Annotated in this window: 18 protein-coding genes; 14 read left to right on the top strand and 4 right to left on the bottom strand. The window is 63.7% G+C overall.

What is annotated here, in order from left to right:
• Positions 1 to 6: 6 nt before the first annotated feature.
• Positions 7 to 1107 carry an S-layer homology domain-containing protein gene (locus C795_RS16475; RefSeq protein WP_017792268.1) on the top strand — a complete coding sequence of 367 codons (1101 nt, stop codon included), beginning with the start codon at positions 7 to 9 and terminating at the stop codon, positions 1105 to 1107.
• A gap of 44 nt (positions 1108 to 1151) precedes the next feature.
• Here the strand turns inward: C795_RS16475 and C795_RS0102940 are convergent, their stop codons facing one another.
• Together C795_RS0102940 and C795_RS0102935 are read right to left on the bottom strand one after the other, a co-directional pair.
• Positions 1152 to 1676, bottom strand: a complete 525-nt coding sequence (locus C795_RS0102940) for a MarR family winged helix-turn-helix transcriptional regulator (protein ID WP_017792267.1) — start codon at positions 1674 to 1676, stop codon at positions 1152 to 1154.
• Between the two features lie 2 nt (positions 1677 to 1678).
• On the bottom strand, positions 1679 to 3478 hold the full coding sequence (locus C795_RS0102935) for an MDR family MFS transporter (RefSeq protein ID WP_017792266.1): 1800 nt from the start codon (positions 3476 to 3478) through the stop codon (positions 1679 to 1681).
• 250 nt (positions 3479 to 3728) lie between these two features.
• Between C795_RS0102935 and C795_RS0102925 the strand changes: the two genes are divergently transcribed.
• Together C795_RS0102925 and C795_RS0102920 are read left to right on the top strand one after the other, a co-directional pair.
• Positions 3729 to 4442 carry an MgtC/SapB family protein gene (locus C795_RS0102925; RefSeq protein ID WP_232225415.1) on the top strand — a complete coding sequence of 238 codons (714 nt, stop codon included), beginning with the start codon at positions 3729 to 3731 and terminating at the stop codon, positions 4440 to 4442.
• Positions 4443 to 4731: 289 nt separating this feature from the next.
• Positions 4732 to 5889, top strand: coding sequence for a 5-(carboxyamino)imidazole ribonucleotide synthase (locus tag C795_RS0102920; RefSeq protein ID WP_017792263.1), 1158 nt, complete (start codon positions 4732 to 4734; stop codon positions 5887 to 5889).
• Positions 5890 to 5998: 109 nt separating this feature from the next.
• Here the strand turns inward: C795_RS0102920 and C795_RS16470 are convergent, their stop codons facing one another.
• Positions 5999 to 6565: an FHA domain-containing protein gene (locus C795_RS16470; protein WP_083879113.1), complete on the bottom strand. Its 567-nt coding sequence runs from the start codon at positions 6563 to 6565 to the stop codon at positions 5999 to 6001.
• 1131 nt (positions 6566 to 7696) lie between these two features.
• Here C795_RS16470 and purE point away from each other — a divergent pair.
• Entirely contained in the window at positions 7697 to 8209 is a 513-nt protein-coding gene (gene purE / locus C795_RS0102905) for a 5-(carboxyamino)imidazole ribonucleotide mutase (protein ID WP_017792260.1), read from the top strand.
• A 124-nt stretch (positions 8210 to 8333) separates the two neighbouring features.
• Here purE and C795_RS0102900 read toward each other — a convergent pair whose 3' ends face one another.
• Entirely contained in the window at positions 8334 to 9443 is a 1110-nt protein-coding gene (locus C795_RS0102900) for a glycosyltransferase family protein (RefSeq protein ID WP_017792259.1), read from the bottom strand.
• Positions 9444 to 9697: 254 nt separating this feature from the next.
• On the opposite strand from C795_RS0102900, the gene galE reads away from it, so the two are divergent.
• The 10 genes from galE (at position 9698) to C795_RS16450 (ending at position 26009) form a co-directional block, all read left to right on the top strand.
• Positions 9698 to 10711 (top strand): UDP-glucose 4-epimerase GalE, encoded by a 1014-nt coding sequence (galE, locus tag C795_RS0102895; RefSeq protein WP_017792258.1) that lies wholly within the window; start codon positions 9698 to 9700, stop codon positions 10709 to 10711.
• The gene (locus tag C795_RS0102890) at positions 10708 to 12129 is read left to right on the top strand and encodes an LCP family protein (protein WP_017792257.1); all 1422 of its coding nucleotides are present in this window, start codon (positions 10708 to 10710) and stop codon (positions 12127 to 12129) included. Before galE ends, C795_RS0102890 begins: the two co-directional genes overlap by 4 nt.
• A gap of 200 nt (positions 12130 to 12329) precedes the next feature.
• Positions 12330 to 14006 carry a sulfatase-like hydrolase/transferase gene (locus C795_RS16465; RefSeq protein WP_198008419.1) on the top strand — a complete coding sequence of 559 codons (1677 nt, stop codon included), beginning with the start codon at positions 12330 to 12332 and terminating at the stop codon, positions 14004 to 14006.
• A gap of 249 nt (positions 14007 to 14255) precedes the next feature.
• A complete protein-coding gene (locus C795_RS15005; protein WP_051053742.1) occupies positions 14256 to 15500 on the top strand; it encodes an IS481 family transposase in 1245 nt (414 codons plus the stop codon).
• 273 nt (positions 15501 to 15773) lie between these two features.
• Entirely contained in the window at positions 15774 to 16751 is a 978-nt protein-coding gene (locus C795_RS0102875; RefSeq protein WP_017792255.1) for a glycosyltransferase, read from the top strand.
• A gap of 243 nt (positions 16752 to 16994) precedes the next feature.
• Positions 16995 to 18278 (top strand): CAP and S-layer homology domain-containing protein, encoded by a 1284-nt coding sequence (locus tag C795_RS16460; protein WP_198008418.1) that lies wholly within the window; start codon positions 16995 to 16997, stop codon positions 18276 to 18278.
• Positions 18279 to 18343: 65 nt separating this feature from the next.
• Positions 18344 to 19429: a YihY/virulence factor BrkB family protein gene (locus C795_RS14995; RefSeq protein ID WP_033348948.1), complete on the top strand. Its 1086-nt coding sequence runs from the start codon at positions 18344 to 18346 to the stop codon at positions 19427 to 19429.
• 127 nt (positions 19430 to 19556) lie between these two features.
• The gene (locus tag C795_RS17385) at positions 19557 to 21368 is read left to right on the top strand and encodes a sunset domain-containing protein (protein ID WP_051053741.1); all 1812 of its coding nucleotides are present in this window, start codon (positions 19557 to 19559) and stop codon (positions 21366 to 21368) included.
• 25 nt (positions 21369 to 21393) lie between these two features.
• Positions 21394 to 22260: a glycosyltransferase gene (locus C795_RS0102855; RefSeq protein ID WP_017792251.1), complete on the top strand. Its 867-nt coding sequence runs from the start codon at positions 21394 to 21396 to the stop codon at positions 22258 to 22260.
• A gap of 191 nt (positions 22261 to 22451) precedes the next feature.
• Positions 22452 to 26009, top strand: coding sequence for an FG-GAP-like repeat-containing protein (locus C795_RS16450; protein ID WP_198008417.1), 3558 nt, complete (start codon positions 22452 to 22454; stop codon positions 26007 to 26009).
• The last annotated feature ends 61 nt before the right edge of the window (positions 26010 to 26070 follow it).

Here is a 26070-nt window from a genome sequence, read left to right as displayed (position 1 = left end):
AACTGGTTGCGCGACCGCCTCGACCACTACCGCGACAGCAACACCCCCGTGCTGCTGAGCCTGCACCACGTGTTCGAGAACTCGGTCTCGGGTTCATACGCGAACCTTTACAAGCGCGAGTTCGGCAATGACCAGGAACGCATGGAGCAACTGCTGGCCGGCTACCCGAACGTCACGGTAATGAGCTCGCACACGCACTGGAACCCGAAGCTCAACGACTGGAGCGTCGAGCAGCGGTTCGACCCCACGACCAAGCAGGCGCCCACGATCATCAACACGGCCGCCGTCACCACGCAGTACGGCCCGAGCGGCGACTGGGGCGAGGCGGGCGTCGGCGGGGCCGACCCCGCGGGCATGCGCATCTCACTCTACGAGGATCGCCTCCGCGCAACCGTCTACGGCTTTGACGGCCAGGCCCAGCCGACCGAGCTGAAGCACGTCGACATCGCGCTTCCCACGGAGGCAACCGAGGGGCCCACCGAGCCGGAGGTGCCGACTGACCCCGAGAAGCCGACCAAGCCCGCGATCACGTTCGCAGACATCACCAAGACCTCGAAGTTCTCCCGCGAGATCATGTGGATGGCGGAGTCAGGCCTGACGACCGGCGTGAAAACGACCGATGCCGCAGGCAAGCAGGTGCTCGAGTACCGGCCGAAGAGCCCGGTGACGCGCGAGGCGATGGCGGCGTTCCTCTACCGCCTCGAGGCGCCGAAGGGCTACCAGGCCCCGAAGGTGTCACCGTTCGCCGACGTCAAGACGACCGACAAGTTCTTCACGCAGATCGCGTGGATGCACGAGGAGGGCGTCTCGACCGGCACCAAGCAGCGCACGGGCAAGCCGAAGTACGAGCCGAAGGCGAGCATCACGCGTGAGGCGATGGCGGCGTTCTTGTTCCGCAAGGACGCCCCGAAGGGCTACCAGGCCCCCAAGAAGTCGCCATTTGCCGACGTCAAGACAAGCGACAAGTTCTTCACGCAGATCGCGTGGATGCACGAGGAGGGCGTGTCGACCGGCACCAAGCAGCCCTCGGGCAAGCCGAAGTACGAGTCGAAGAGCTCGGTCACCCGTGAGGCGATGGCCGCGTTCCTGTACCGCGCCGAGCACTAGGCGCTAGGCTCCCGGCCCCGCGCTGCGCGCGCAGGGCCGGGAGCCTACGACGCGGTCTCGGCGCCCCCGCCGTGGTCCCGCGCGCAGCGCACGGCCGGGCCGGCGGCCTGCTCGGGGGCGGACGAGTTGAACCGGTGCAGGCTCGCACCCAGATCGTCGAGCTCCGCGTCGTCCCAGTCCGCAAACCGCAGGTGGTAGTCGTGAGCGGCGCGCGCCCGCAACTGATCGATGACCGAACGGGCTTTGTCGGTTGCGGTGATGAGCGTCACGCGACGATCCTCGGCGGCCGGAGCCGACTCCACAAAACCGAGCTCGCGCAGCTTCGACACCTGCCGGCTGACCATCGCCTTGTCCATGCCGAGCAGCTGGCTTAGCCCCGTCACCGTGACCGGCCCCTTGCGCAGCACAATCTGCAACACCAGGATTCCGCTGCCCCGCAGATCAGGATGGGTCTCCTCCGCGAAGCGCGCCCAGCGTGTGCGCACGAACGCGAATACCTCCGAAAATTCGGCGATGATCTGGGAAATTTGTTCGGAGCGCTCGGGGGTGAGCGCGAATTGATCCGGCATTACTAGCTCCTGACCGCGGCGAGCTGGCCGGTCTCGGGGCCGCTCGGCCCCTCTGCGGCCGGGGCATCTGAGGCTGCGGGCGAACCGGCACGGTTCGCAGCATGATCCGGATCAGCATTGGCCACAACTTCGATCGAGCCGGTGGCGACACCGCCCCCTGCGGCTTCCGCGGCCGCGCGCATCTCGGCGAGCTTCTGCGCATTGCTCTTGGTGCTCAGCGGAACGTTCGGCAGGAACGCGATCGCGAGGATGGCGAGGATCGCGACGGGCGAGGCGGCGAGGAACACGTTGCCGATGCCGTGACCGTAAGCGCTCTCCACGATGACCTGCAGCGGCACCGGCAGCTCGGAAATTTTGGGGATCGCGCTCGAAGCGAGGCCTCCGGCGCTCGCAAGCGTCTCGGGGTCCAGGGCCTTCATGCCGTCCTTGATGTACGTCACGACGAGGTTGCCAAGCATTGCACCCATGGCGCTCATGCCGGCCGTGCCGCCGATCGTGCGGAAGAACGTAACGGCCGAGGTCGATGCGCCCAGCTGGGTGGGGCTGACCGTGTTCTGCACGACGAGCACGAGGTTCTGCATGCACAGACCCACGCCCACGCCCAGCACGAACATCGAGATGCCCACGTACCAGAAGTTCGTGTCGTAGCGCAGCTGGCCCATCATGAGCAGGCCCGCGAGCAGCAGGAACGAGCCCGCAACCATGTAGCGCTTCCACTTACCGGTGCGCGTGATGATCTGGCCCGCGAGGGTCGATGCGATGAGCACGCCAGCCATCATGGGGATCGTGAGCAGGCCCGACTCGGTCGGGGTCTTGCCGCGTGCGAGCTGCATGTACTGGCCCAGGAACACTGAGGTGCCAAACATGGCGAGGCCGACCGCGAGCGACGCAACGACCGAGAGCGTGAACGTGCGGTTCTTGAATAGGGTCATCGGAATCAGCGGCTCTTCGACCTTGAGCTCGACGATCACCGCGGCCACGAGCACCAGCACGCCACCACCGACCATCGCGAGGGACTGCCATGACCACCAGTCAAAGTTCGTGCCGCCGAGCGTCACCCAGATCAGCAGGCTCGAGAAGCCCAGCGAGATGAGCACAGCGCCCCAGTAGTCGATCTTGATCTTGCGCTTCACGACGTGCAGGTGCAGGGTCTTCTGCAGCATCACGATCGCGATGATGGCGATCGGGACTGCGACGTAGAAGTTCCAGCGCCAGCCGAGGGCGTCGGTGATCCAGCCGCCGAGCAGCGGGCCGCCGACGGTCGAGACCGCCATGATCGCGCCCATGATGCCCATGTACTTGCCACGCTCGCGCGGGCTGATGATTTCGGCGAGCACGATCTGGCCGAGCGCGCCGAGGCCGCCGGCGCCGAGGCCCTGGATCACGCGGAACCCAATGAGCCAGCCCGGATCAGCCGCGGTGCCCGCGAGCACTGAGCCGAGCGTGAAGAGCACGAGGGAGAGCTGTAGCAGCACCTTCTTACTCGTGAGGTCGGCGAGCTTGCCCCAGATCGGGGTCGAGACGGCCGACGCGAGCATCGTCGCGGTCATGACCCAGGTGAACGCGGCCTGGTCGCCGCCGAGGTCGGCGAGGATCACGGGCATCGACGTACCGACGACCGTCATGGATAGCATCGACACGGCCATCGACATGAACAGGCCCGTGAGGGCGAGGTTCTTGGCGCGGCCCGTGAGGAGGCCGTCGGCGGGGATGTTGCGGGCTCCGGATCGCGGAGCGCCCTGCCGCTTCTGCTTGGGCTGCTTGCCTTGGCTGTGTTTGGTGTCGCTGGAATTCTGCGTCATTCGCGTGATGATCCTTGCGGGTTGATGTGCCCAGTCGTGCGCGGGCTGTTGCGTGGTGAGCTCGCGGTCCTCGCGGTCCTTGCGGTCTTCGTGGTCCTCGTGCAGTCGCAGTGAAGCGACTGTTGCGGGTCGACGGGAGCCCAAATGTTGTTGACAAAGATCAACTGTATGTTGATCGTTGATGTTTGTCAACTAAGTGGTGCTGGAGCCGGAGCTAGGCACGCGGGGGAGCCAACGTAGGATGAGGGGCATGCAATGGTGGATGGCGACCTCGGGGCTCCAGCTCCAACTACTGGGGCTCTCCTTTGTGCTCTGCGCGCTGATCGGCATTGAGCGACAGTACCGCCAGAAGGCCGCGGGGTTTCGCACGCACGTGCTGGTCGGCACCGGGGCGACCGCGTTCACCCTGGTGTCGGCGTACGGCTTTGAGACGCTGCTCAGCCCAGACGTGACGCTCGACCCCTCGCGCATCGCCGCACAGATCGTGACGGGTATCGGCTTCCTCGGTGCCGGCGTGATCTTCACGCGACGCGACGTGGTGCGCGGGCTGACGACGGCCGCGACCATTTGGGTAGCGGCTGCCGTGGGCATGGCCGCAGGCGCGGGCATGGTGTCGCTCGCGATCGGGCTCACTGGAGTCCACCTGCTCACCCTGGTGGTGTTGGGGCCGCTCGCAGCGCTCTTGCCCAATCGCGACTCGAACCGCATCGTGCGCATGGTCTACGTGGACGGTGCCGGAGTGCTGCGTCGGGTACTCGCGGAGGCCTCGGCGACGGGGTTTGCCACGTATATTCTGGCGAACCGGCGACGCGAGGACTCGGATCTTGTTGAGCTCGAGGTGCGGTTCAAGGGCCGCGCACCGCTGAACACGCTGCTGCCCGCGCTGCACGACATCGACGGGGTGAAAATCATTGAGGTGCGCCGCGACGATGATGACGACGACGAGGATGAGCCCGAGCAGTAGGTTTCGGCCCGGTGGGCTCGAGTCGCGGGGCTAGGTGCGCCGAGGCTTCGAGCCCTCCGCCGCCAATGGGGCATATCGAAATGGCGGGAGGATACGATAGTTGCGCCATTCTCGTATGGACTCGTCATTTCGGTATCCCGGGTGAGGGGCCGTCTGTAATAACGAGTGGGTATCGACCTGGTGCAGGGGAGCAACAGCTGCGTATTTCGTACGTCTGCTCGTCAAGACCGCACTTGCTGGTGGATGGGGCCGAACGCAGCATGCAAGCGAGTACGGCAGAATAGAACCCATGAGTCTCAACAGTGGCAGCATTCGAGTTGGCGTGATCGGTGGCGGGCAGCTCGCGCGCATGATGGTGCCGCCGGCGATTCACCTGGGGCTGCGCATCAGCGTGCTCGCCGAAACCGAGGGGTCGAGCGCCGAGCGTGCCGCTGACATGGTGGGTGACTACCGCGACGCCGAGACGGTGTACGCGTTTGCCGAGACCGTCGATGTGATCACCTTCGACCACGAGCATGTTCCGCAGGAGATCCTGTACGGCCTCGAAGAGCGAGGTGTCGCGGTGCACCCACGCCCCGATTCGCTGCAGTACGCGCAGGACAAGATCGTGATGCGCACGAAGCTCGCTGAGCTGGGCGTGCCTATCCCGAACTGGGCGGCCGTGGCCGACGAGGCTGAACTGCAGAAGTTCATTGACGCCAATGGCGGCCGCGCGGTCGTGAAGACTGCCCGCGGTGGTTACGACGGCAAGGGTGTGCGGGTCATCTCTGACGCGTCAGAGGTGAGCGACTGGTTCACCGCGCTCGCCGAAGACGCCCGCGGCGGGCACCTGCTCGTCGAGGAGCTTGTTGACTTTACGCGCGAGCTCTCGCAGCTCGTGGCACGCCGCCCGAGCGGCGAGACCCGTACCTGGCCGGTGGTCGAGACGATTCAGCTCGATGGTGTCTGTGCCGAGGTCATTGCGCCCGCTCCCGTGCAGAACGCGGCGACGCTCGACGAAGCGGCCCGGATCGGCGCGATCGTTGCCGACGGCGTCGCCGTGACCGGCGTGCTCGCGGTCGAGATGTTTGAGACGCGTGACGGACGCGTGCTCGTGAACGAACTTGCGATGCGCCCGCACAACTCGGGTCACTTCTCGATCGAGGGCTCGGTCACGAGCCAGTTCGAACAGCACCTGCGTGCAGTCGCAGATCTGCCGCTGGGTGATACGTCAATGACGGCTCCGGCTGCCGTGATGGTCAACGTGCTCGGCGGCCCCGCCGAAGGCCCGATGCCTGTGCGCTACGCGAAGGTGCTGGCTGAGCACCCCCGCGCGAAGGTGCACAGCTACGACAAGATGCCCCGCCCCGGCCGCAAGGTCGGCCACGTCACCGTGACGGGCGACAACCTCGAAGAGGTGCTCGCCGAGGCACGTGCCGCGGCCGCCGCATTCGGCTCAGGGGAGTAGGAATCTGGGCTGAGCGCCGCGTCGCTCGCCCTCCACGAACAAAAAAGTAGTGGGCAGTTGTGGTGGCAACTCCGGGGAGATTCCGCCACAAATGCCCACTGCTTTGCGTTTATGAAGAAGCGGGGCCGTCGAAGGTGATGCTGCGCCCGCCCAGGCTGAGACTCTGGTCTGCGGTCACTGCATACCTGCTGAGCGCCTTGCAGGGCCGGAAGTCGGTGTCCTTGCCCGGCTCAGAATCACCCTGATCGCTCATGATGATCTCAGTGCCGTTGGTGGACTTGAGGTCGGTAATCCACAACTGGTCGTCCTCCACTTCGATCAGCAGGTGGGTGCGTGACAGCACGCGCTCGGGATCGGACAGCGCGATAAATTGTGCGCCGTCGGGGCCCGACTTTGGCTTGCGGCCGAGTACGTTTTGTGGGGCCAGCGGAAACTTAGTGCCGTCGATGTCGACGAGGCTCCAGTCAGTCGTGGACTTCGCACGCGCAATTACAACCGTTGACTCGAACTCGTCGTCATCGTCGTCGATGCCTTCGAAGACGTCGAACTTGTCGGAACTCGAGGCGGCGGACGGGGCAAAGATCGATACTGGATCGGCTTGCCGTGGTTGCTCCGCACCGGTCGCAGGGGCAGCTGCGGGGGAAAGCTCCGCTTCAACCGGAGACACGTCGAACATCGATAGATCTGCTGACCCTGCGGCAATATCCTCAGCTGGAGCTGGAGCTGGAGCTGGAGCTGGAGCTGGAGCTGGAGCTGGAGCTGGAGCTGGCGGTGTCTGCTGCGATGCACCCGGCGGGGAAGCGGGCGGTGCAGCGGGCGCAGGCTGAGCGGGCGATGCGGGCGGCGCAGGTGGTGCGGGCGGAAGGTTGATCGCCGCGGGGGTCTGCTGCGGTGTGCCGGGCTGCGGGGGTGCCGGCGCAAAGCCTGGCGCGCTTGCCGGGGCCGGCGGAACTGGCGCGGCGGTCTGCGCGGGCGGGGCCGGAGGGGCCCCATAGGGTGCTCCGGGGACAGGCGGTGTTCCGAGAACGGGCTGCTGCGCATGCTGCTGAGTGGGCAGCTGCGCGGGTGCGAGTTGACCGTTCGCTACCGGGGGAGCGCTTGGCGCCAGGGGCAACCCCTGCGCTGACGGAACGCCCGGCGCAGACGGAAAGCTCGGCGCTGGCGGGAAACCTGGTGCCGGGGGAGCGGGCTGGCCAGGCGCAAACGCGGGAGCGGCAGGAGGCATGGGCGGCATGGAAGGTGCGGGCGGTGCCGGGGGAAACCCCTGTGCAGGCGGGAATCCCGGTGCTGAGGGAAATCCTGGAGGCGGGGGGAACCCTAATGCCGGTGCCTGCGGGAAGCCCGGCGACGGTGCCGGGGGAACGGCCTGGGCGGGGCCGGTGGGCGGCATCGGAGGCGCGGCCTGCGCGGGTGGCGCGGGTGGCGCGGGTGGTGCCGGCGGTGCGGGTGGGAAGCCCGGGGGCGGCACTGATCCGGCGGGAAAACCAGCCGAACCAGGTGCCCCAGCTACCCCTGGTGCCGCAGAAATTCCGGGCATCGGGGGGAGCGGGGGCACGGGTGGCAGCGGCACGCCAAGGTCAGCCGGCTGAGAAGTCGGCTGACCAGCCGACCGAGGACCCGACCGATCAAACGCGGGATCGTCCCACGGGGAGGGCTGCCTGGGAGGGAGATTCGCCATGTTCTGCTCCGGATTCTCTCGGGTTTCGCAACACACGATTCCTCAGTGCCGCAGCTGTACTGCTACTGAGCCTATTCTGGGAGCCACCTAAGCGGAAATTTTTACTACATCTGACGGTACGATTTATGCATGAGTGAGACTGCAGCGCCCCTCGTTGGCGTGATCATGGGATCCGATTCTGACTACCGGGTGATGGCCGATGCCGTTGCCATGCTGCGTGAGTTTGACGTACCGCACGAGGTCGAGGTCGTGAGCGCACACCGCACTCCTGACAAGATGGTCGACTATGCGCGTGATGCGGCAGGTCGCGGTCTCAAGGTCATCATCGCGGGGGCCGGCGGTGCTGCGCACCTGCCTGGCATGGTTGCCTCGATGACGACGCTGCCCGTGATCGGTGTGCCCGTGCCGCTCGCCACGCTCGACGGTATGGACTCGCTACTCTCGATCGTGCAGATGCCCGGCGGCATTCCGGTCGCCACGGTCTCGATCGGCGGCGCGAAGAACGCCGGCATTCTCGCGACCCGCATCCTTGGCGCGAGCGACCCGGCGGTTGCGGCGAAGCTCGCCGACTACGCGCAGGGCCTCACCGACATGGTGGCCGAGAAGAATGATGCGCTGAAGGCGCGGGTCGCAGCCGAGTAATTCAGCCCGAGGCCCCGAATGTAAAAGATGCGCGGGTGCTTCTGCTCATAACGATGTTATGAACGGAAGTACCCGCGCATTTTTGATCCGGATCCATGGGCCCGGGCGCGAAGGAGCCTGTGGGCTACAGGTTCGCGTGAGTCTCCCACAGCTGCCACGCGGCGGTCTGCCACGAGTAGCCGCGGCTGCGGTCGAGAGCCAGCACCGACAGTGTGTGGAGCGACTCGATGTCGCGAAACAGGCGGGCGTACTCGGCCGTGAACTCGCCGATCTCGGTGGCTTCTACTCCGGCATCGAGCACGATCTCAGCGGCAACCTCGTGGCCCGAGTGCAGCACGGGCACGCCGGTGGCGAGCGCCGCGAGCAGCGTGTAACCGGTGCCGGTGTACGCCTGGGGCTGCGCGAGCAGGGCCGCGCCATCGAGAATCGCGCCGACGTCGGCGAGCTCACGCGCGCGCACAACGGTGACACGGTGCTGCAGGTCCTCGGGTACCTGCACGGAGGGCTCGTTGGCGTCGCGCACCGCGGGCAACGGGTCGAGACCCTCGAGCACGACCAGGCGGGGCAGCGAGGGGGTCAGGCGAAGCGCCTCAAAGACCCAATCGAGCCGACCCAATTCTCCGGGCATTGCGGTCGTTAGCACGTACATCGCAGGCAGCTCGAGCTCGGCACGGCGTTCGGCCGCGTCTGCGCCGGGCAGGAAAGCCGTCGGGGGTGCGAGCTGCAGCACCTGCACGGGGATGTCCTCGCCATACTGGCTCTGGAGCGCGCGAGCGGTCGCGTGCGTGTTCGTGATCAGCACGTCGGCGAGCTTCACCGCACGCCGTACGTAGCTGCGATAGACCCGGGCCTGGGCTGCGCCCATCAGCTGCGGGGCATCCCACGAAAGTGAATGGGGGATCGAGACCGAGGCCTGGGTACCGTCATCATCGCCACGCGTGCGCAACGGCAGCATCGGGGTGAGAGAGTGCACAAACTCGCCGTCGAGCGGGCGCGCGGTCGTGCCGCTCTGCCAGATCAGTGGCAGCAGCCCGGCCCGAAGCGGCAGCTGCTCTACCTGAATCTTGGCCGATGAGAACGACGGCTCGGGTGATCCCTTGGCGATCAACAACCGGGCGCTGCAGCTGCGGGGAGCCGTCTCGCCTATGGCTTTAATGAGGTCTAGCGCGGCGGCCTGTTGTACCTGGGATTCCCAATCTGGAAATGGTTCGGCGATGAGCGTGAGTGATGCCATCGGTCCCCTCCGCTCCTTAACGCTGCGCACACGTCTAGCCGTGCGTCTGCGACCAGTCTACGGAAGAGTCGACCGGGAAACTCATCTATGAAGACGCCGTGTTACCGAGATGAGACTCAACTGAGACAAATCTGGCGTCGTCCCGGTCGACCGTGACCACCGAGCAAAGTGAAGCGGAATTTCATGACTAGCGCGTCGCTCGAGAGGCATAAGGCTGAATGCCGCATCCACGAAACGCCCAGTACTCTAGGGGCATGCGTGTTTTGCTGACCGGCGGTGCCGGCTACATCGGTACCCACACTGCCCTGGTACTTCTTGAACGAGGCCACGAGGTAGTGGTGCTTGATGACTTTTCGAACAGCAGCGCTGAAGCGGTTCGCCGCGTCGAGCAGCTCACTGACCACGCGATCCCGTTGATCGAGGCCGACCTCGCTGATCGTTACGAGACACGTGCGGCCCTCGAGGGCGTCGAGTTCGATTCGGTAATTCATTTTGCGGGTCTGAAGGCCGTCGGCGAGTCGGTGGCACAGCCCACCCGCTACTACCGGGTGAACATTGATTCGACGCTCGTGCTGCTCGATCTGATGCAGGAGCGTGGCGTCGACAAGCTCGTGTTCAGCTCGTCGGCAACCGTGTACGGCGACCCCGACATTGTGCCCGTCAACGAGCAGGCACCAGCGGGCATTGGCGTGACCAACCCCTACGGTTGGACCAAGTTCATGAACGAGCAGATCATTCGTGACGCGCAGACCGCCTGGCCCGAGCTGGGCGCCGTGCTGCTGCGCTACTTCAACCCTGTGGGGGCGCACCCGTCGGGGAAGATAGGCGAGGACCCGCTGGGCATCCCGAACAACCTGATGCCGTTTATCGCGCAGGTCGCAGTGGGCAAGCGCGAAAAGCTCGCCGTGTTTGGTGACAGCTACCCGACGCCCGATGGCACCGGCGTGCGCGACTACATTCACGTGATGGACCTCGCCGAAGGGCACGTCGCCGCGCTCGAGCGCATCGCGGCGGGCGTCAAGACGTACAACCTGGGATCCGGCGTGGGCTCGAGCGTGCTCGATGCTGTGCGCGCATTCGAGGCGGCCTCAGGCCGCCCCGTGCCCTACGAAGTGGTGCCTCCGCGCGCGGGTGACGTCGCTGAGCTGGTGGCTGATCCGGCACTCGCCAATCGCGAGCTTGAGTGGCAGACCACCCGTAGCCTGGCCGAGGCCTGCACGGATTCGTGGGCGTGGCAGTCGGCTAACCCCGACGGATACGGCGAATGAGCCTCGACCTCGAGCGCCCGCTGCGCAATCCAGACACGACTTCTGAACCGTTCATGACCAAACGGGCCTGGTGGCTCGTGGTCATTGGCTTCGTGCTGCCTGGCAGCGCGCAGATGCTTGCGGGCAAACGCAAGCTGGGGCGCGTGGGGCATGTGGCGACGCTGGTGCTGATCGCGGGCGTCCTTCTCACGCTGCTCGGACTGATGACGGCCCGCACCGCCACGTTTACGATCTTCACGAACGGTGTCGCGCTGTTCGTGCTGCAGGTGTTGCTCGTGGCGTACGCGATCCTGTGGCTCGTGCTCGGGTTTGACACCCTGCGGCTCACCCAATTGGTGCGTGTGAAGCGCAACTGGCGGGTGCCGATCGCGGTGCTTTCGGTGATCCTCACCGTGGTGCCGAGCGTGGGCGCCGCGTGGACGGCTTCGACCATCGGTGACACCCGCGCACTGTTGAGCAGCCTGTTTCAGGGTGCCCCAGCGGTTGACCCCGTCGACGGGCGCTACAACATTCTGCTGCTCGGCACCGACGCGGGCTCCGATCGTGAGGGACTGCGCCCCGACAGTATCTCGCTCGTGAGCGTGGATGCCGAGACCGGGCAGTCGCTGATCATCGGTCTGCCGCGCGACCTGGTCGGCGCCCCGTTCCCCGAAGACTCCCCGATGTATGCCTTGCACCCCAACGGCTTTGGGGTGGGCCCGAACGACTGGAGCGAGTGGGGTGGCTGCAATATTGGTGCCCCGGATGCGTGCAAGCTCAACGCGCTCTATGCCGAGATGACTGAGTTCACCGACTTGGGTAATTACGACGGCTTCTATGCCGACGCCGCGTCGCGTGGTTCGTCACCCGGCATCGAAGCGACGAAGGACGCGGTCTCGGGCATCACCGGTCTCGAAACGCAGTTCTACGTGCTCGTGAACATGGACGCCTTCTCGAACCTCATCGATGCGCTCGGCGGCGTCGACATTAACGTCGAGACGCGCCTGCCCATCGGCGGCGACCAGTACGGCAACGGCGTCGAGGGCTGGGTCGAGGCCGGTCAGCAGCACATGAACGGCTACACCGCCCAGTGGTACGCCCGTTCGCGCTACGGCTCAGACGGGGGCGACTACGACCGCATGGAGCGGCAGCGCATTCTGCAGGCTGCGATCCTCGCGCAGATGAACCCGCAGAACGTGCTCTCCCGGTTCCAAGACATCGCCGCGGCGGGCACCGAGCTGGTTGAGACCGATATCCCCGAGTCAATGCTCGGCCGGTTCCTCGATCTCGCGGCGAAGGCCCGCGGCTATGATCCCGTGAATGTCGAGCTCGTGCCGCCGGCGTTCGACCCCGAGAATCCCGACTTCGCCGACGCCCGCGCCCTCGTGGACGCGGGGCTCATGGCGGCCTCGCCGCCCGAAGAGGAGCCCGCGCAATAGGCGCCTGACGATCAGAACAGCAATGCCCCGCAGCTTCGGCTGCGGGGCATTGCTAGTGTCAACAGACACCCTGGCGCTGATTCTCCGCGGCCACGCGGCTCCGGATCACGCCCACCCCTCAACTCGAACGCGCAGGAGCAATGACACCACGACCACCGAGCAGCAAGATGCCGACGCCTGGCTCTCTGAGAAACTCTGGTGTGCCATCGCAGCGGTCACGTATGGTGTGGGGCGCCGTAATGACGGCGGCATGGGTGCTGGTGTCGGCCGGTGCGGTGATGGCCGCAGCGGGTGCCTGGGTGCGGCGCACCTTTGGGGCCGTCTCGCTCGATCAGCTCATGATGAACCTGCCAGGCGGGGGCGAGCAGGGCGCGGGCGGGAGCGAGATCGTTGTCGACGGGGTGTATTGGGGGCTGGTCGTTCCGCTGCTCTCGGTGCTCGCGCTCGCCGCGTGTGTTGAGTTTGTGCGCCGGGGCCTGCGCAGGCGTGCAGTATTGCGGCCCGAACAGGGTCGGGCACGCGGCCGAACCTGGATGCGAGGCCTTGCTGCCGCACTCGCGGTGACGGTGCCGGCGGTGGGTGCGGCATCGCTCAGCTCGGCGATCGGCGTCAGAGACTACGTGAACTCCTATGTGCGCGAGGCCGTCACCGGCACCACCCTTGGAGACTTCTACGTGGAACCCCCGCTCCTTAACGCGGCTGGCGGGACCCAGACGCGCCCCGCAAACCCCGCAAGCAACACGGACGCTCAGCAAACACCCAATGCGGCGCCCAGCACCGCCCCCACTCGGGCCCCGGGCGACGAACCCCGCAACCTCGTAGTGATTTACCTGGAATCCACCGAAGACGCCCTCTCCGACGACACCCTCTTCGAGATCAACATGCTCGAGCCGGTGCAGCGGGCGACCGAGGGCTGGGCATCGATCGAGAACCTTGAGCAGTATGAGGGCGGCGGTTGGACCATGGCCGGCCTCGTGAGCACCCAATGCGGCGTACCGCTCCGGTCGGCAGGTGCGACCGTCGACATAACCGAGATGAACCTGATGGGGGCTGGCGGCGCACCGATCGAGTCCTACCTGCCCGGGGCCGTGTGCCTCGGCGATGTGCTCCAGGATCGCGGCTTTCGTAACGTGTTTCTGGGCGGGGCCGACGCGAAGTTTGCGGGCAAGGGCACCTTCTTGACCGGGCACGGCTACGACGAAGTGCGCGACCTTGAGACCTGGGAAGCGGCGGGAGAGACCGAGATGAACCCTGCCTGGGGGCTCTCTGACCGGCGATTGTTTGAGCTCGCAGCTGAGACCGTAACCGAGCTGCACGATGCTGGTGAGCCATTCAACCTGACGCTGCTGACCCTCGATACCCACGAATTTCCGTACGCCTACGACTACTGCGAGGCCGATACTGAGGCGCCCATGGCGGCTATCACGCGCTGCTCGATGGAGCAGGTAGCAGGGTTTATCGACTACCTGGGCCAGCAGGGCTACCTCGATGACACGGCCGTGATGGTGATGGGGGACCATGAAAAGTTCATCGCTGAGACCAACAGCTTCGAGACCGAGCTGAGCTCGCTCGAACGCCACACGATCTTCAACCGGCTGTGGCTGCCCGAGGGGGCGCGGCTCAAGATCGCCCGCGACCGCACCGACCAACTGAGTATGTTTGCCACCATGCTCGAGATGGCGGGCATCAATGTGCCGGATCGCCGGGCCGGGATCGGGGTCTCGGTGTTTGAGGACGGCACCCCGGCCGGGTCCACCCGTGAGCTCGATGACGAGGCCTATCGCGACGTCGTGACCTCGCGCTCGAGCGAGTTCTATCGGGAGTTGTGGGGCACCCCGGCGAACGACGCGATCGAGGCAACGGCGACGACCCCGTAGGTGTCGGCCGTGGGGCTGCTCGCTGCAGTGCTGTGGCACTGCGGTGCTGTGGCCCCGATGAACGGTCGGTACCGGTGGGCGACCGGTGCGGGATTGGGGACGAGCGCCTATGGTTGGCACCTGCGACTAACAATTGTGTCGTGCACAGCGCGTGTTATGTCGCAGGACATCGGTGACAGTTCTGCATCAGGACATCGGTGACACTTCTCACAGTGTTGGTGGTGACACTTCTCCCCTGAAATGGGGAGCATGAGCAGCAATGTCCCCATCAAGGCCTCCATCAGGCTGGCCATCGTTCAATGGCCAGAAGACGCTCCACGCGGAAGCGTCACTGCGTTCTGTCACGAACATGAGATCTCACGAAACACGTTCTACAAGATCCAGAAACGTGCACGCGTAGGCTCCCCAGCACAGGCGCTCGAACCTCGCCCACGGACACCCCGCACCACCCCTAACCGCATCCCAGACACCGTCCGGGAACAGTCAATCGCCGTTCGAGCTGCACTCGATCACTCGGGCCTGGACCACGGCCCCATTAGTGTGCACGACAAAATGAAGACCCTGGGACTCGCTGCCCCGTCTGTTGCCACGCTGGCACGCATCTTTCGGGCGGCAGGAGTGGCCCGAGTCGAACCGAAGAAGAAACCCCGCACCGCGTTTCGCCGCTTCGTATACCCCTTTCCGAACGCATGTTGGCAGCTTGACGCAACAGAGTACGTGTTAGCTGGCGGACGTAAATGCGTCATCTTTCAACTCATTGATGACCATTCCCGGCTCGCGATCGCGTCTTTGGTGGCTGCCAGCGAAACCTCTCAAGCCGCGATCGAAGTCGTCCAGCAGGGCATTGCCCGGCATGGGGTGCCCCAACGACTATTGACCGATAACGGTGCCGCATTGAACCCCACCAGGCGGGGGCGCCGCGGCGCGCTCGTCGAGTACGTGTCCGCTCTCGGGGTGGAACCCATTACAGGAAAGCCGTACAAGCCGACGACGCAGGGAAAGAACGAACGGTTTCATCAGACCCTCATGCGCTGGCTCGACAAACATCCCCTTGCCCGAGATCTCGTCGAACTCCAAGCCCTAGTTGATGAGTTCGATGCGATCTACAACACCGAACGCCCCCATCAGGGCTTGCCTGGCCGCATCACTCCGTTGCAGGCATGGAATGCTACCGAGGTAGCAGCCCCACCCACCCCACCGCCGCTCGTTCCAGGCGGGCGAACACGAGCCAAGCCCGACGAGAGCGGAGAGGCTGTGAAAGTGGTGGGGCGTAACGGTCAAGCTGCAGCAATCGGGACGATGTTCTACATCGGTGAGCGGTGGATTGGTCGACAGGTGCACGTGGTTTGGGTGCCAGCAGAAGTGTGTTTCTATACGTCGGAGGGTGAATTCCTGATCCGATATGCCCGACCGCCTCATAAAACGGTCGCTGTGTCCCGACGAGACTCACTCGACACTGGTCCTGCGTTAGATGAAGTGTCACCGATGTCCTGATACATGAAGTGTCACCGATGTCCTGATGCAGAACTGTCACCGATCTCCTGAGACATCACATCGTGCACAGCGCGCGCATTCCATAGGCTGCAGTGCCAAAGGTAGAGTCTCGTCACACGACCCCGACCCCGACCACGATCCCGGCCCCGTGGCCGGTGAGGGCGCCTGCGGGCCTCGGGGAGTGCCGAATAGGGCGCGGGTTTACGGACTGACAGCGCACCCATGCATCCTGGCGGGTACACTTGACGAGGTTTTGAGAAGGAGAGTGTTCGCATGCGCGTAACCGCCGTACTGGTGGCGTACAACCGGCGGGAGCTGCTGCTCGAGTCGCTCGCCGCCCTCGCCGCACAGACGAGGCCGGTCGACCGTCTCGTTGTAGTAGACAATGCGTCAGACGACGGCTCCGGCGATGCCGCGCTCGAAGCGACAGAGTCTTGGGGTGACCGCGTGCGCGTCATCAAGCTAACGACAAACACCGGTGGCGCGGGCGGCTTTGCGGTCGGCATCGCCGCAGCGGTCGCCGAGGACGACACCGACTGGGTGTGGGTCATGGACGACGACACCGTGCCCGGCCCGGATGCGCTCGAGGGTGCTCTTACCGCGCACGAGCGCTACGTCGCGCTGGGCGCTGACGACCTCGCCGTCATGGGGTCGCGCGTCGTGTGGACCGACGGTGAAGACCACCCCATGAACACGCCGAAGGCCAAGATCCGGGCCTCTGCCGCAGAGCGCGAGCGCGCCGCTGCCGCGGGCGGCATGGAGATCCGGTCGATCTCGTTCGTCTCGGCCTTCCTGCGGGCCGCGCGCGTACGCGAGCTCGGGTTGCCGCTCGCCGCCTACTTCCTATGGAACGATGACTTCGAGTACTCGGCCCGCCTACTGCGCGGCGCGCGAGGGCTGTACGTGCCGGGCTCGGTCGTCACCCATAAGACCGTGAAACGCGGATCGAGCGACGCCGACCCCGGCCCCCGCTTCTTCTTTGAGGTGCGCAACAAGCTGTGGGTGTTTCGCCGTTCGAACGCGCTCTACGGGTGGGAAAAGGTGCTGTACGCGGGGGCGAGCGCTCGCCGCTGGGTGCGCACGTTCAAAGCGTCAGAGGATCGCGCGCAACTGCGCGACTGCCTGAAGCGCGGCTGGCGCGACGGCTGGCGCAAGAACCCCAAGGCAACGCACCGCGTGCTGCGTGACGCGGGAGTGCCCGTCGACGTGATGGTCGCCGTCGACCGGCTCTCCAAGCTCGACCGCCGCTAACGGCCGCTAACCGCCGCTGACCGATGCTCCCACCCGCTCGCGGGTGGGAGCATTTTGCGTACCAGTTTTTGGGCAAATCTACAACTGTTGCATTTCTTTCTCTCCGGTAAAGTGGTGGAGTACGGCGTCTCGGGGGATTCGCCGGACGGGGGAATCAAATTGAACAAGATGTTGATCGCTGTGTGCGCCTTAACAATGATGTTGGGTGCAGATATAGCAAGCGCCGGGCATTCCTCGGCCGTAGTGTCGAGCGCCGACAGGACGCGCTCCGTTCACGACGCGGAGGTCGCTGCTGACGGAGTTAGTGAGGCTCCTATCGAAGGCCCCGCTGAGGACCTGGCCGAGGACCTAGTCGAGGAACCCTCCGAGGGCCTGGCCGACGGCACTTCGGACGAGGCTGCGAACGGCTCCGCTGACGATGCGGGCCTCTCGGATCCGGATGAGCAGTTCGCAGAACTGCGCCCCGCCGCGGAGCCCGCAGACGTGTTGAGTGTGCTGGAGGAAGAGGTAGACGCAGCGAGCGAGGCATATGCTCCGTCGGCCTCCAGCGTCGCAACCATGCAGGCCGAGGTCGTGCGCCTCACCAACGACCGACGTAAGTCCAAGGGATTGCCCGCGCTGAAGACCGATCCGCGCCTACATTCGGTGGCGCAAACCTGGAGTGGAGAGCAAGCCAAGACTGGACCGACGGGCAAGATGTTCCACAACCCGATCCTGAAGTCGCAGATTCCGGCGGGGTGGTCTTGGTACGGCGAGAATGTCGCAGCTGGTCAAAACAGTGCGGAGAGGGTCGTGCAGGCCTGGTGGGATTCTAAAGGCCACAAGGCAAATATTCTGCACAGAGAATTCACCCACATCGGCGTCGGCATCGCGTACTCGTCCACGGGAAGGGCCTATTACACCCAGGTGTTTGTCGGGTACCCGCGTGGCCTCGCCGAGCCCGGGGTGTTCACCGATGTGAGCCCCGGAGCACCGTTCTACAAAGAGATTACGTGGATGCAGAAGTCGGGCCTATCGAAGGGGACCGCGACCCCGGCTGGCCCTGTTTATCATCCAAAGAGCTCGGTGTCGCGTGCGGCGATGGCAGCGTTCCTGTTTCGGCTTAAGACACCAAAAGGGTCGAATGTACCGGCGGGCTACACAGTGCCACCTAGATCGCCGTTCGCAGATGTGTCAACCGCTCACCCGTTCTACAAAGAGATAGCGTGGATGTCAACGAGCGGTATTTCGAAGGGCTATGCCCAACGCGCTGGTAACCCGCGATACAACCCTCAAGCGGCAGTTTCACGCGCCGCAATGGCAGCATTCTTGTTTCGAATGGAACGAGATAAGAAATACAAGTTACCCCCATCGCCCCGATTCTCTGATGTTCGCGCAAACCATGTGTATTACAGAGAAATTTCATGGATGTTCGATAGCAAAGTGTCGAGTGGCATAAATCAGGCTTCTGGAAAGCCGAAATACGAGCCTAATTCGAAGGTGTCACGCCAAGCCATGGCAGCGTTCCTCTATCGACTCAAACACTAGCTACTTCCGAAACGAGGCTGGTAGCGTCGAATGCGGGCCAGTAGCAGCGGACAGTGGAGGGGCGGATGGCAGAGCGGCACCGAAGTAAAAAGCGGTTACAGTCGGGCCAAGATCTCGACGCTTTGAATGAACCTGAAGGCCCAACTCAGATCGAGAGCCGTTCATGGAAGTACATTCTTAAGCGCACAATCAGCTCGTTTCTAAATAACCAGTGCTTGGACGGAGCAGCGGCCCTCACCTACTACGCCGTTCTCGCACTATTCCCTGCACTCGTCGCTATTTTCTCGCTCCTTGGCGTCATCGGGCAGAACGCAAAAGCTGCAGATGCGGTCTTGGGGATCCTCGAACAGGTTGCGCCCGGTGAAACTGCCACCATGCTGCGAGGCCCACTTCAACAGCTCGCGACCGCTCCGGGCGCAGGTGTTGCACTGTTCGCAGGCATTGCGGTTGCGCTCTGGTCAGCATCGGGGTACGTGGGCGCGTTTAGCCGGGCAATGAACCGGATCTACGGTGTTGAAGAGGGACGCCCGTTCTGGAAGCTCCGCCCAATGCAGCTCGGTGTGACAATTACCGTCGTGATTGCTGTTGCGATCTCGGCACTGGTTCTGGTGCTCTCGGGCCCAATGGTTGCTGCCTTAGGCGACGTGATCAACGCGAGTCAGGCGGTGCAGACAGCCTGGAGCGTGCTCAAATGGCCGCTCCTTGCGTTCGTCGTCATAGGGCTCGTCGCGCTGCTCTACTACGCGACGCCCAACGCCCAGCAGCCCAAATTTCGGTGGATTAGCCCCGGTGCGCTGCTCGCGATAATCATCCTGGGGGTCGCGACCGTCGGGTTTGGCTTCTACGTCACGCACTTCTCGAACCACGACCGCACCTATGGCTCACTTGCCGGCGTGGTGATCTTTCTCCTGTGGCTGTGGATCGCAAACCTCGCCCTCCTGTTTGGGGCCGAGTTTGACTCAGAACTCGCACGAGGCAGGCAGCTTCAAGGGGGAGTCCCGGCCGAGAAGGACCTGCACGTGGCCCCGCGCGACACCCGGCAGATTGAGAAGCGCGCGAAAAAGGAACGCAAGCTCGAGGCCGAAGGACGTCTAATTCGTGCAGAGAGCGCGTTGGAAGCACCGAACGAGCGTGATGACCATTCTCGGTAGTGCTGGGGCGCTAGGTGTAAGGGGAAAGCTGTCACTACTCGGCACTGAAAATGCATAGTCGACACCGCGGATTGATATAGGCTAGCCGGGCTGTTGTTTCAATAAAACACACCGAGCGAGGCACTCAATGAAGCGGTTTTTTGTCGGTCTGCTGGTTGTTGCCTTTGGGCTCACGAATGTGGCGTTGGACGGTACCAGTGAGCCAGCTCGGGCGGAGGCTTGGCCTATCTTTACTGAGGCGACTCTTGCTAGTGGGGAAGCCGCGACAAAGTCCGGTAATGACGACGGCACTACTACTGGCTTCGGGGAATCTGAAGGCTCTGCGGGCGATGAGGGCTCCGGAAGCTTGTCCAACTCAGATGGGGCCGAGGAAGAACAGGGCGAATCGGCTCAGCCCGAGTTGCTGGAGTTTGACGCACCGCTGGCCCCCGTCGCGATTGCTGGTGCTGCTCGAGTTGATGCCCAACTCACCGCTGAAACCGGTGCATGGGCCGTGAGCGGGATACCAGTCACTGATGGTCTAGCGCTGAGCTATCAGTGGCATATGAACGGTGGCGACATTGTCGGCGCGATCGCAAATACGTTTATGCCCCGGCCGATGGACGCCGGGAAGCAGGTATCCGTTACGGTTACTGCGGTCAAGGATGGCTTCGTTTCTGCAGAACAGAAATCTCTACCAACTGTCGTCGCAAAGGGGAGCCTCACGGTGCAGAGCGTGCCGACTGTCTCAGGTACCCCTCGTGTTGGAAGCAAGCTGTCGGTGTCTACGAAAGCGTGGGGCCCCGGCATTACTGCTCTGAGCTACGAATGGTTGCGCAACGGTATTACTCGGGTTGGCATCGGCGCGTCCTACACGCTCGTGGCTGCTGACCTGGGCACGCAGATCACCGTGCGTGTGACTGGTAAACAAGACGGCTACGACACCGCAACACAGAATTCTAAGGCGACAGTGAAGATCGCAGCGGGAGTGCTGAGTACAAAGACCCCGACTGTGACAGGCACTGTCAAGGTCGGCATGTCTCTCGCCGCAAATCCAGGCAAATGGACGGCTGGTACCTCACATACGTATCAGTGGCTGCGCAACGGAAGAGCAATCAAGGGCGCTATGAAATCCAGCTACAAGCTCGTGGCGGCAGATGCGGCAACCAGAATCACTGTCAAGGTAACGGGCAAGAAATTGGGGTACACGACCGTCGGAAAGACTTCGACGTCGCGCAATGTGCCAAGGGTAATTTCGGGTTACTCAGTATCGTTCACGGGTACCATGAAAATTGGGTACACAGTCAAGGCCAAGACAGCTGCGTGGAAGCCTGCCCCGGTCAAGGTTAGCTATCAGTGGCTGCGTGATGGTGCCGCAATCAAAGGCGCTACAAAGGCGTCATACAAGATCGCTTCTGCAGATGCTGGCAAACGGCTTTCCTTGAAAGTTACCGGCGTGCGATCCGGATACTACACAGAGATACGCACCTCAGGAGCCAAGGCCATCCCCAGGAGAATCTCTGCTGCAACTCCCGCGATCTCAGGCTCGACACAGTGGGGCAAAACACTCATCGTAAAAACCGGCTTTTGGGGACCGAAGGGTGTTGCCTTGAAGTATCAGTGGTTCCGCAACGGTGCTGCAGTGCCAGGTAAAACAGGTAAGACCTATTCGCTTGCGTCCGCAGACATTGGCAAATCCATCACCGTAAGGGTGACTGGAGCCAAGGCAGGGTACGCGAGTGAAGCACGCACAGCAAAAGCCACGGCCGTGGTGAGATACCCCAGCCGGTACACGCCCAGCGGCTGGTCATGCCCAGCATGGGCTCCGATCAAAGGCAATGCAAGCTCCATGATCTATCACCTGCCATCGGGCACCTTCTATTCACGTACGAAGCCAGAAGAGTGCTTTGCCAGCGAGGGAGCAGCGCGAGCCGCAGGTTACCGCGCCTCAAAACGATAGCCGACGCGGGTAGGCTGGAACTCTAATGTCTGAGCGAAGCACTACCCCCGCCCCCAGCGGCGATTTCACCCTGTTGTTGCCAGTGTACGCGGGTGACCGCGCCGACTTCTTGCGCCTTGCCTTCGAGAGCTCGGTGACCGAGCAGACGCTTCGCCCTGCTGCAGCGGTGATCGTGCAAGACGGCCCAGTGCCTGACGCGCTCGCCGCAGAACTTGCGCGCATCGAGCGTTATAGCCCGGTGCCGGTCACTCTCGTGAAGCTCGCCGAGAACGGCGGGCTGACCCGCGCGCTCAACGCGGGGCTCGACGCGTGTACGCACGACGTCGTTGCTCGGATGGACGCCGACGATGTGTCTGATCCGAGTCGCTTTAAGAAACAGTGGGCGCTCATGAGTGAGGGGTATGACCTCGTGGGCACCGGTATGGTCGAGTTCGACAGCGACCCAGGTCGGCCAGGCGCGCAGCGCACTCCGCCGGTGGGGGCGGCTCGCATTCGCGATCACGCCCGCAGCCACAACCCCTTTAACCACCCCACCATGATGTACCGCCGCAGCACCCTCGACCGGGTGGGCCGGTACGAGCCCTTCGGTAAGATGGAGGACTACTGGTTGGGCATTCGTGTGATCGCGTCAGGCGCGCGCGTCGAGAACATCGCCGAACCGCTCGTGAAATACCGGGTGGGCGCGGGGGCTTTCGCCCGTCGCGGCGGCTGGACCGAGGCGCGCACCGAATGGAAGCTGCAGAGCGCGATGCTCAAGATGGGCTTCATCACCCGCGGGCAGTACCTCCGAAACGTCGTGCTCAAGGGTGCCTACCGGCTCATGCCGGCGTGGGCGAAGAGGATCGTGTTTCGCGAGGTCGTGGGCAGGGGACTTCCGGGAGACCGGGCGTAGCTTCCAGTACCGGGCCACGGCAGTGTTAGATTGACCCAGGAGCCGCGAGTCAACTAACTTCGCGGCGTATTACTCGGGGGAGTCACGTGCAGGGCCAATTTTCAGTTGTCGGTCGAAGAAGTGCCAGGGCCCGTCGCGCCCGCACGGCGTGGGTTGCGGCCATCGTTGCGGTAGCGATGGTTTGTGGGGTGATGCCGAACGCACCCGTTGCGCACGCTGTTGTTCAGCCCGCAGCGCTCCTCGTGTCGAATGCTGAGGTTCGCGGCCCGGTAGCGATCGAATCTCCCGGTGACTCGGGCTCCGGATCAACGGGCAGCTCAGGTTCCGCTGACTCGATTGCCGGTGCGAACGCCGATGGTGCCGATAATGCCGGTAACACCGACAGCGCCGGCAAGACTGCTGGTGCTGCTAGCGATAGCTCCGGAAACGACGACAGCTCGGCAGGTGGGGTTGGCGTTAGCGCAAACTCGGCCTCCGACTCCGACGCATCAGCACAGAGCGCCGTGAACGGCGCGGCCGACGCAGGAGCTGATCCGACGCCTCAGCAGCCCCCGGTTACGAAGCCGGATGAGGAACCGCGCGGCCCCAACGGCGGAATCGCCTCGGACTCGCCGGGGCCCGATACCGCCAAGCCCTGGCCGGGTGAAGAAGCTATGCTTCGTGAACTCGTGCAGGCGATGAGCTCGGGTGGGCGTGGCTCGGTGCTCGGCAACGACTACCCCGCGAAATACAGGAACCTGCCGTGGCCGTACGTCAACGACAACATCTGGGACGAGTGGAATTTTGCATACCGGCAGTGCACTTCTTTCGTCTCGTGGCGTATGAACAACGCCAACGGCGTGAAGTTCTCGAATCAGTACATGGGGCTCGTGAGGTGGGGTGACGCGGGGCAATGGGCAAATTCGGCTCGCAGCGTGGGCGTTCGTGTCGACAGCGTGCCCGAGGTCGGTTCGATTGCCTGGAGCGGGCCGCTCTACGAGGGCGCATCGGGGTTCGGTCACGTCGCGTGGGTATCGCGGGTGCTCGACAATGGCTACATCGTCATCGAGGAATACAACGCAAACTGGTCGGGCAGCTATGGCACGCGCACGCTCAAGTCCAACGAGTTTCAGGGTTACATTCACGTTAAGGACATGACGAAGCCCTTCACCAAGTCACCGCAGCCCACGATTGCGGGGACCCACAGCGCGAACAGCGAGCTCACCGCGAACACCTCGGGTTGGTTGCCCGCTCCCACGAAGATGACGTATCAGTGGATGCGAAACGGTAAAGCGATAGGCGGGGCAACGAAAAAGACTTACTCACCGGTGTTGGCCGATATCGGTGCGAATCTGAGTGTCGAAGTGACTGGAATTCGCGCGGGTTTCACTTCGCCCGCAAAGCGTTCGGCTTCGACCTCGACGATCTTGATGCCCGACCTTGACGGTAACGGGCTCGATGACACTCAAGAGCTTTTGCCTTGGAATACCGATGTCAATGGCGACGGCATACCCGATGTCGTGGGTTTCCACCCCAGCGGCCCGCAGGTGGCGCTACGCACCCGTACCGGGCTGGGGCCCTTGAAAGCCTGGGGCATCGGGTATGGAGTGAACAACGGGTGGAGGAGCATCCTGGATCATCCCCGGGCACTCATCGATGTGAACGGCGACGGCCGCTCAGACATCGTCGGATTCGCAGCCGTAGGTATCAATGTCTCCTTGAGCACCGGCACTACATTCAAGGATCCGGTGCGTTGGTCGAACGAATTTGCGGCGGCAAACGGTTACACCGTACGAGACCGTCCGCGTATGGTCGCCGACGTGACTGGTGACGGGTTACCCGACGCGATTGGCTTTGGCGCCGGGGGCGTCGAAGTGGGGGTAAATACGGGCAAATCGTTCGCGAAGGCCAAGCAGTGGGTGAAGGGGTTTGGCACCGCAAACGGTTGGTCGCCTGACAAAACCCGAAGATTTCTCACCGATATGAACGGTGACGGCAAGGCCGACGTCGTTGGTATGTCAGACGCAGGTGTGTATGTGGCGCTGAGTAACGGCTCAAAGTTTGCGCAGGCGGCCCACTGGACCGCCAACTTTGGGGTGTCGAACGGCTGGAGGTCGACCCAGCACCCGCGTACGCTTGCTGACGTGAACGGTGACGGCCTCCCAGACGTCGTTGGGTTCGCCGCCAGCGGCGTCTACGTCATGCTTAACTCGGGCACCGGGCTGCGCCCGATGACCAGGTGGGTGACGGGATTCGGGGTGGCGAGTGGTTGGAAGGTTGGCGTGCACCCGCGAGTGCTCGCGGATGTGAACGGTGACGGCCGAGCCGACATCATTGGGTTTAGCTCCAAGGGTGCCGATGTGTCGCTCAGTACGGGCTCGAGTTTTAAGGCGTCCACGAGGTGGAGCACCGAGTTTGGGTCTGCTAACTGGCGCTCTGATCAGCAGCCTCGTCACGTGACCGACGTGAACGGTGACGGCCGAGCCGACCTCGTGGGGTTTGCCAACGAGGGAGTGAGGGCCGCACTGAGCAGCGGGTCACGATTCAATGCGTCAAAGCTTGAACTCGAGAGGTTTGGCTACAAAGCAACTGGTTGGCGCGTCGAACAGCACCCCCGCGGCATCGGGGTGCAAACCCTGTCGAAACGGCCTATCCCTGCGGTAAAGGGCACGGCGCGTGTGGGCGAGAAACTCACGGCAAGTGTTGGTTCCTGGCAGCCTGCCCCCGTAACGCACAAGCTGCAGTGGACCCGCGATGGTAAGGCGATCTCGGGCGCCAGCAGCACGAGTTACACCCTCGTCGCAAGCGACCTTGGCACCGACATCGCCCTCAAAGTGAGCGCGAGCAAACCCGGGTTTGCTGGAGTAGCGCTCAGTTCGACTGCGCACGAGGTGGCCGAGGGACGCCTGACGAGCGCGGTGCCCACCATCCAAGGGACCGCGAAGCTTGGCACCAAGCTCACGGCGAGTGCCGGATCATGGGGCCCGGGCGATGTAGCACTGACGTACCAGTGGAACCGGGGCGGCAAGCCGATCCGGAACGCGACGAAACAGCAGTACCAGCTCGTGCGTGAGGATGTGGGGCGCCGAATCACGGTAACTGTGACGGGCACGAAGCTCGCCTACGAGTCCGCGTCGCGTACCTCGGCACCGCTGCGCTTGCGCGGAACTCCTGATCTTCCGCAGAGTCAGCCGTTCGATGACGTCGGTAGCAGAGATAAGTTCTACCGTGAGATTGCATGGATGTCGACGACGGGACTGTCAACAGGGGTGAAGCAGTCAAGCGGTAAGGTGCACTACCAGCCTCGGACGGCGGTGTCTCGATCGGCGATGGCGGCGTTCCTCTTCAGGCTCGCGGGGCCGAAGGACTACGCCCCTCCTACGACCTCGCCGTTCGTAGACGTGCCGATGAAGCACAAGTATTATCGTGAGATTGCGTGGATGTCGACCTCGGGACTTTCGAACGGGACCTCAGTGAAGGGCGGGCGCGCATATCAGCCGACGTCCGCAGTCTCGCGGGCAGCGATGGCGGCATTCATTTACCGGCTCGAGGGGGCGAAGGCCGGCCTGCCGAAGGAATCGCCATTTCTTGACATGCGTCTGGGGGCACCCTTCTATCGAGAGATCTCTTGGATGTATTCGCAAAACCTGTCGACGGGTACGTCGGTCTCGGGGGGCCGGGTCTATAAACCCAAGGACCCGGTTTCACGCGGAGCGATGGCGGCATTCTTGTACCGGTTGGAGACCCGATTGCCAACACCCACCAGCTGAGTCCTGAAGGACGGTGGGCGTCTATCGATTGCACGCTTTGGGAGGCGCACCAGGCCCAGGG

The sequence above is a fragment of the Leucobacter salsicius M1-8 genome, assembly GCF_000350525.1.
In the GTDB taxonomy this organism is placed as follows: Bacteria; Actinomycetota; Actinomycetes; order Actinomycetales; family Microbacteriaceae; genus Leucobacter; species Leucobacter salsicius.
The sequence above is the reverse complement of the archived record's forward strand: the minus strand, read 5'-3'. Positions and strand labels throughout refer to the sequence as shown.

What these genes read in the sequence shown, in the direction of transcription:
- C795_RS0102940 (WP_017792267.1), bottom strand. Translation starts at nt 1,676, where the DNA reads ATGCCGGATCAATTCGCGCTCACCCCCGAGCGCTCCGAACAAATTTCC.
- C795_RS0102935 (WP_017792266.1), bottom strand. Translation starts at nt 3,478, where the DNA reads ATGACGCAGAATTCCAGCGACACCAAACACAGCCAAGGCAAGCAGCCC.
- C795_RS0102925 (WP_232225415.1), top strand. Translation starts at nt 3,729, where the DNA reads ATGCAATGGTGGATGGCGACCTCGGGGCTCCAGCTCCAACTACTGGGG.
- C795_RS0102920 (WP_017792263.1), top strand. Translation starts at nt 4,732, where the DNA reads ATGAGTCTCAACAGTGGCAGCATTCGAGTTGGCGTGATCGGTGGCGGG.
- C795_RS16470 (WP_083879113.1), bottom strand. Translation starts at nt 6,565, where the DNA reads ATGTTCGACGTGTCTCCGGTTGAAGCGGAGCTTTCCCCCGCAGCTGCC.
- purE (WP_017792260.1), top strand. Translation starts at nt 7,697, where the DNA reads ATGAGTGAGACTGCAGCGCCCCTCGTTGGCGTGATCATGGGATCCGAT.
- C795_RS0102900 (WP_017792259.1), bottom strand. Translation starts at nt 9,443, where the DNA reads ATGGCATCACTCACGCTCATCGCCGAACCATTTCCAGATTGGGAATCC.
- galE (WP_017792258.1), top strand. Translation starts at nt 9,698, where the DNA reads ATGCGTGTTTTGCTGACCGGCGGTGCCGGCTACATCGGTACCCACACT.
- C795_RS0102890 (WP_017792257.1), top strand. Translation starts at nt 10,708, where the DNA reads ATGAGCCTCGACCTCGAGCGCCCGCTGCGCAATCCAGACACGACTTCT.
- C795_RS15005 (WP_051053742.1), top strand. Translation starts at nt 14,256, where the DNA reads ATGAGCAGCAATGTCCCCATCAAGGCCTCCATCAGGCTGGCCATCGTT.
- C795_RS0102875 (WP_017792255.1), top strand. Translation starts at nt 15,774, where the DNA reads ATGCGCGTAACCGCCGTACTGGTGGCGTACAACCGGCGGGAGCTGCTG.
- C795_RS14995 (WP_033348948.1), top strand. Translation starts at nt 18,344, where the DNA reads ATGGCAGAGCGGCACCGAAGTAAAAAGCGGTTACAGTCGGGCCAAGAT.
- C795_RS17385 (WP_051053741.1), top strand. Translation starts at nt 19,557, where the DNA reads ATGAAGCGGTTTTTTGTCGGTCTGCTGGTTGTTGCCTTTGGGCTCACG.
- C795_RS0102855 (WP_017792251.1), top strand. Translation starts at nt 21,394, where the DNA reads ATGTCTGAGCGAAGCACTACCCCCGCCCCCAGCGGCGATTTCACCCTG.
- C795_RS16450 (WP_198008417.1), top strand. Translation starts at nt 22,452, where the DNA reads ATGCCGAACGCACCCGTTGCGCACGCTGTTGTTCAGCCCGCAGCGCTC.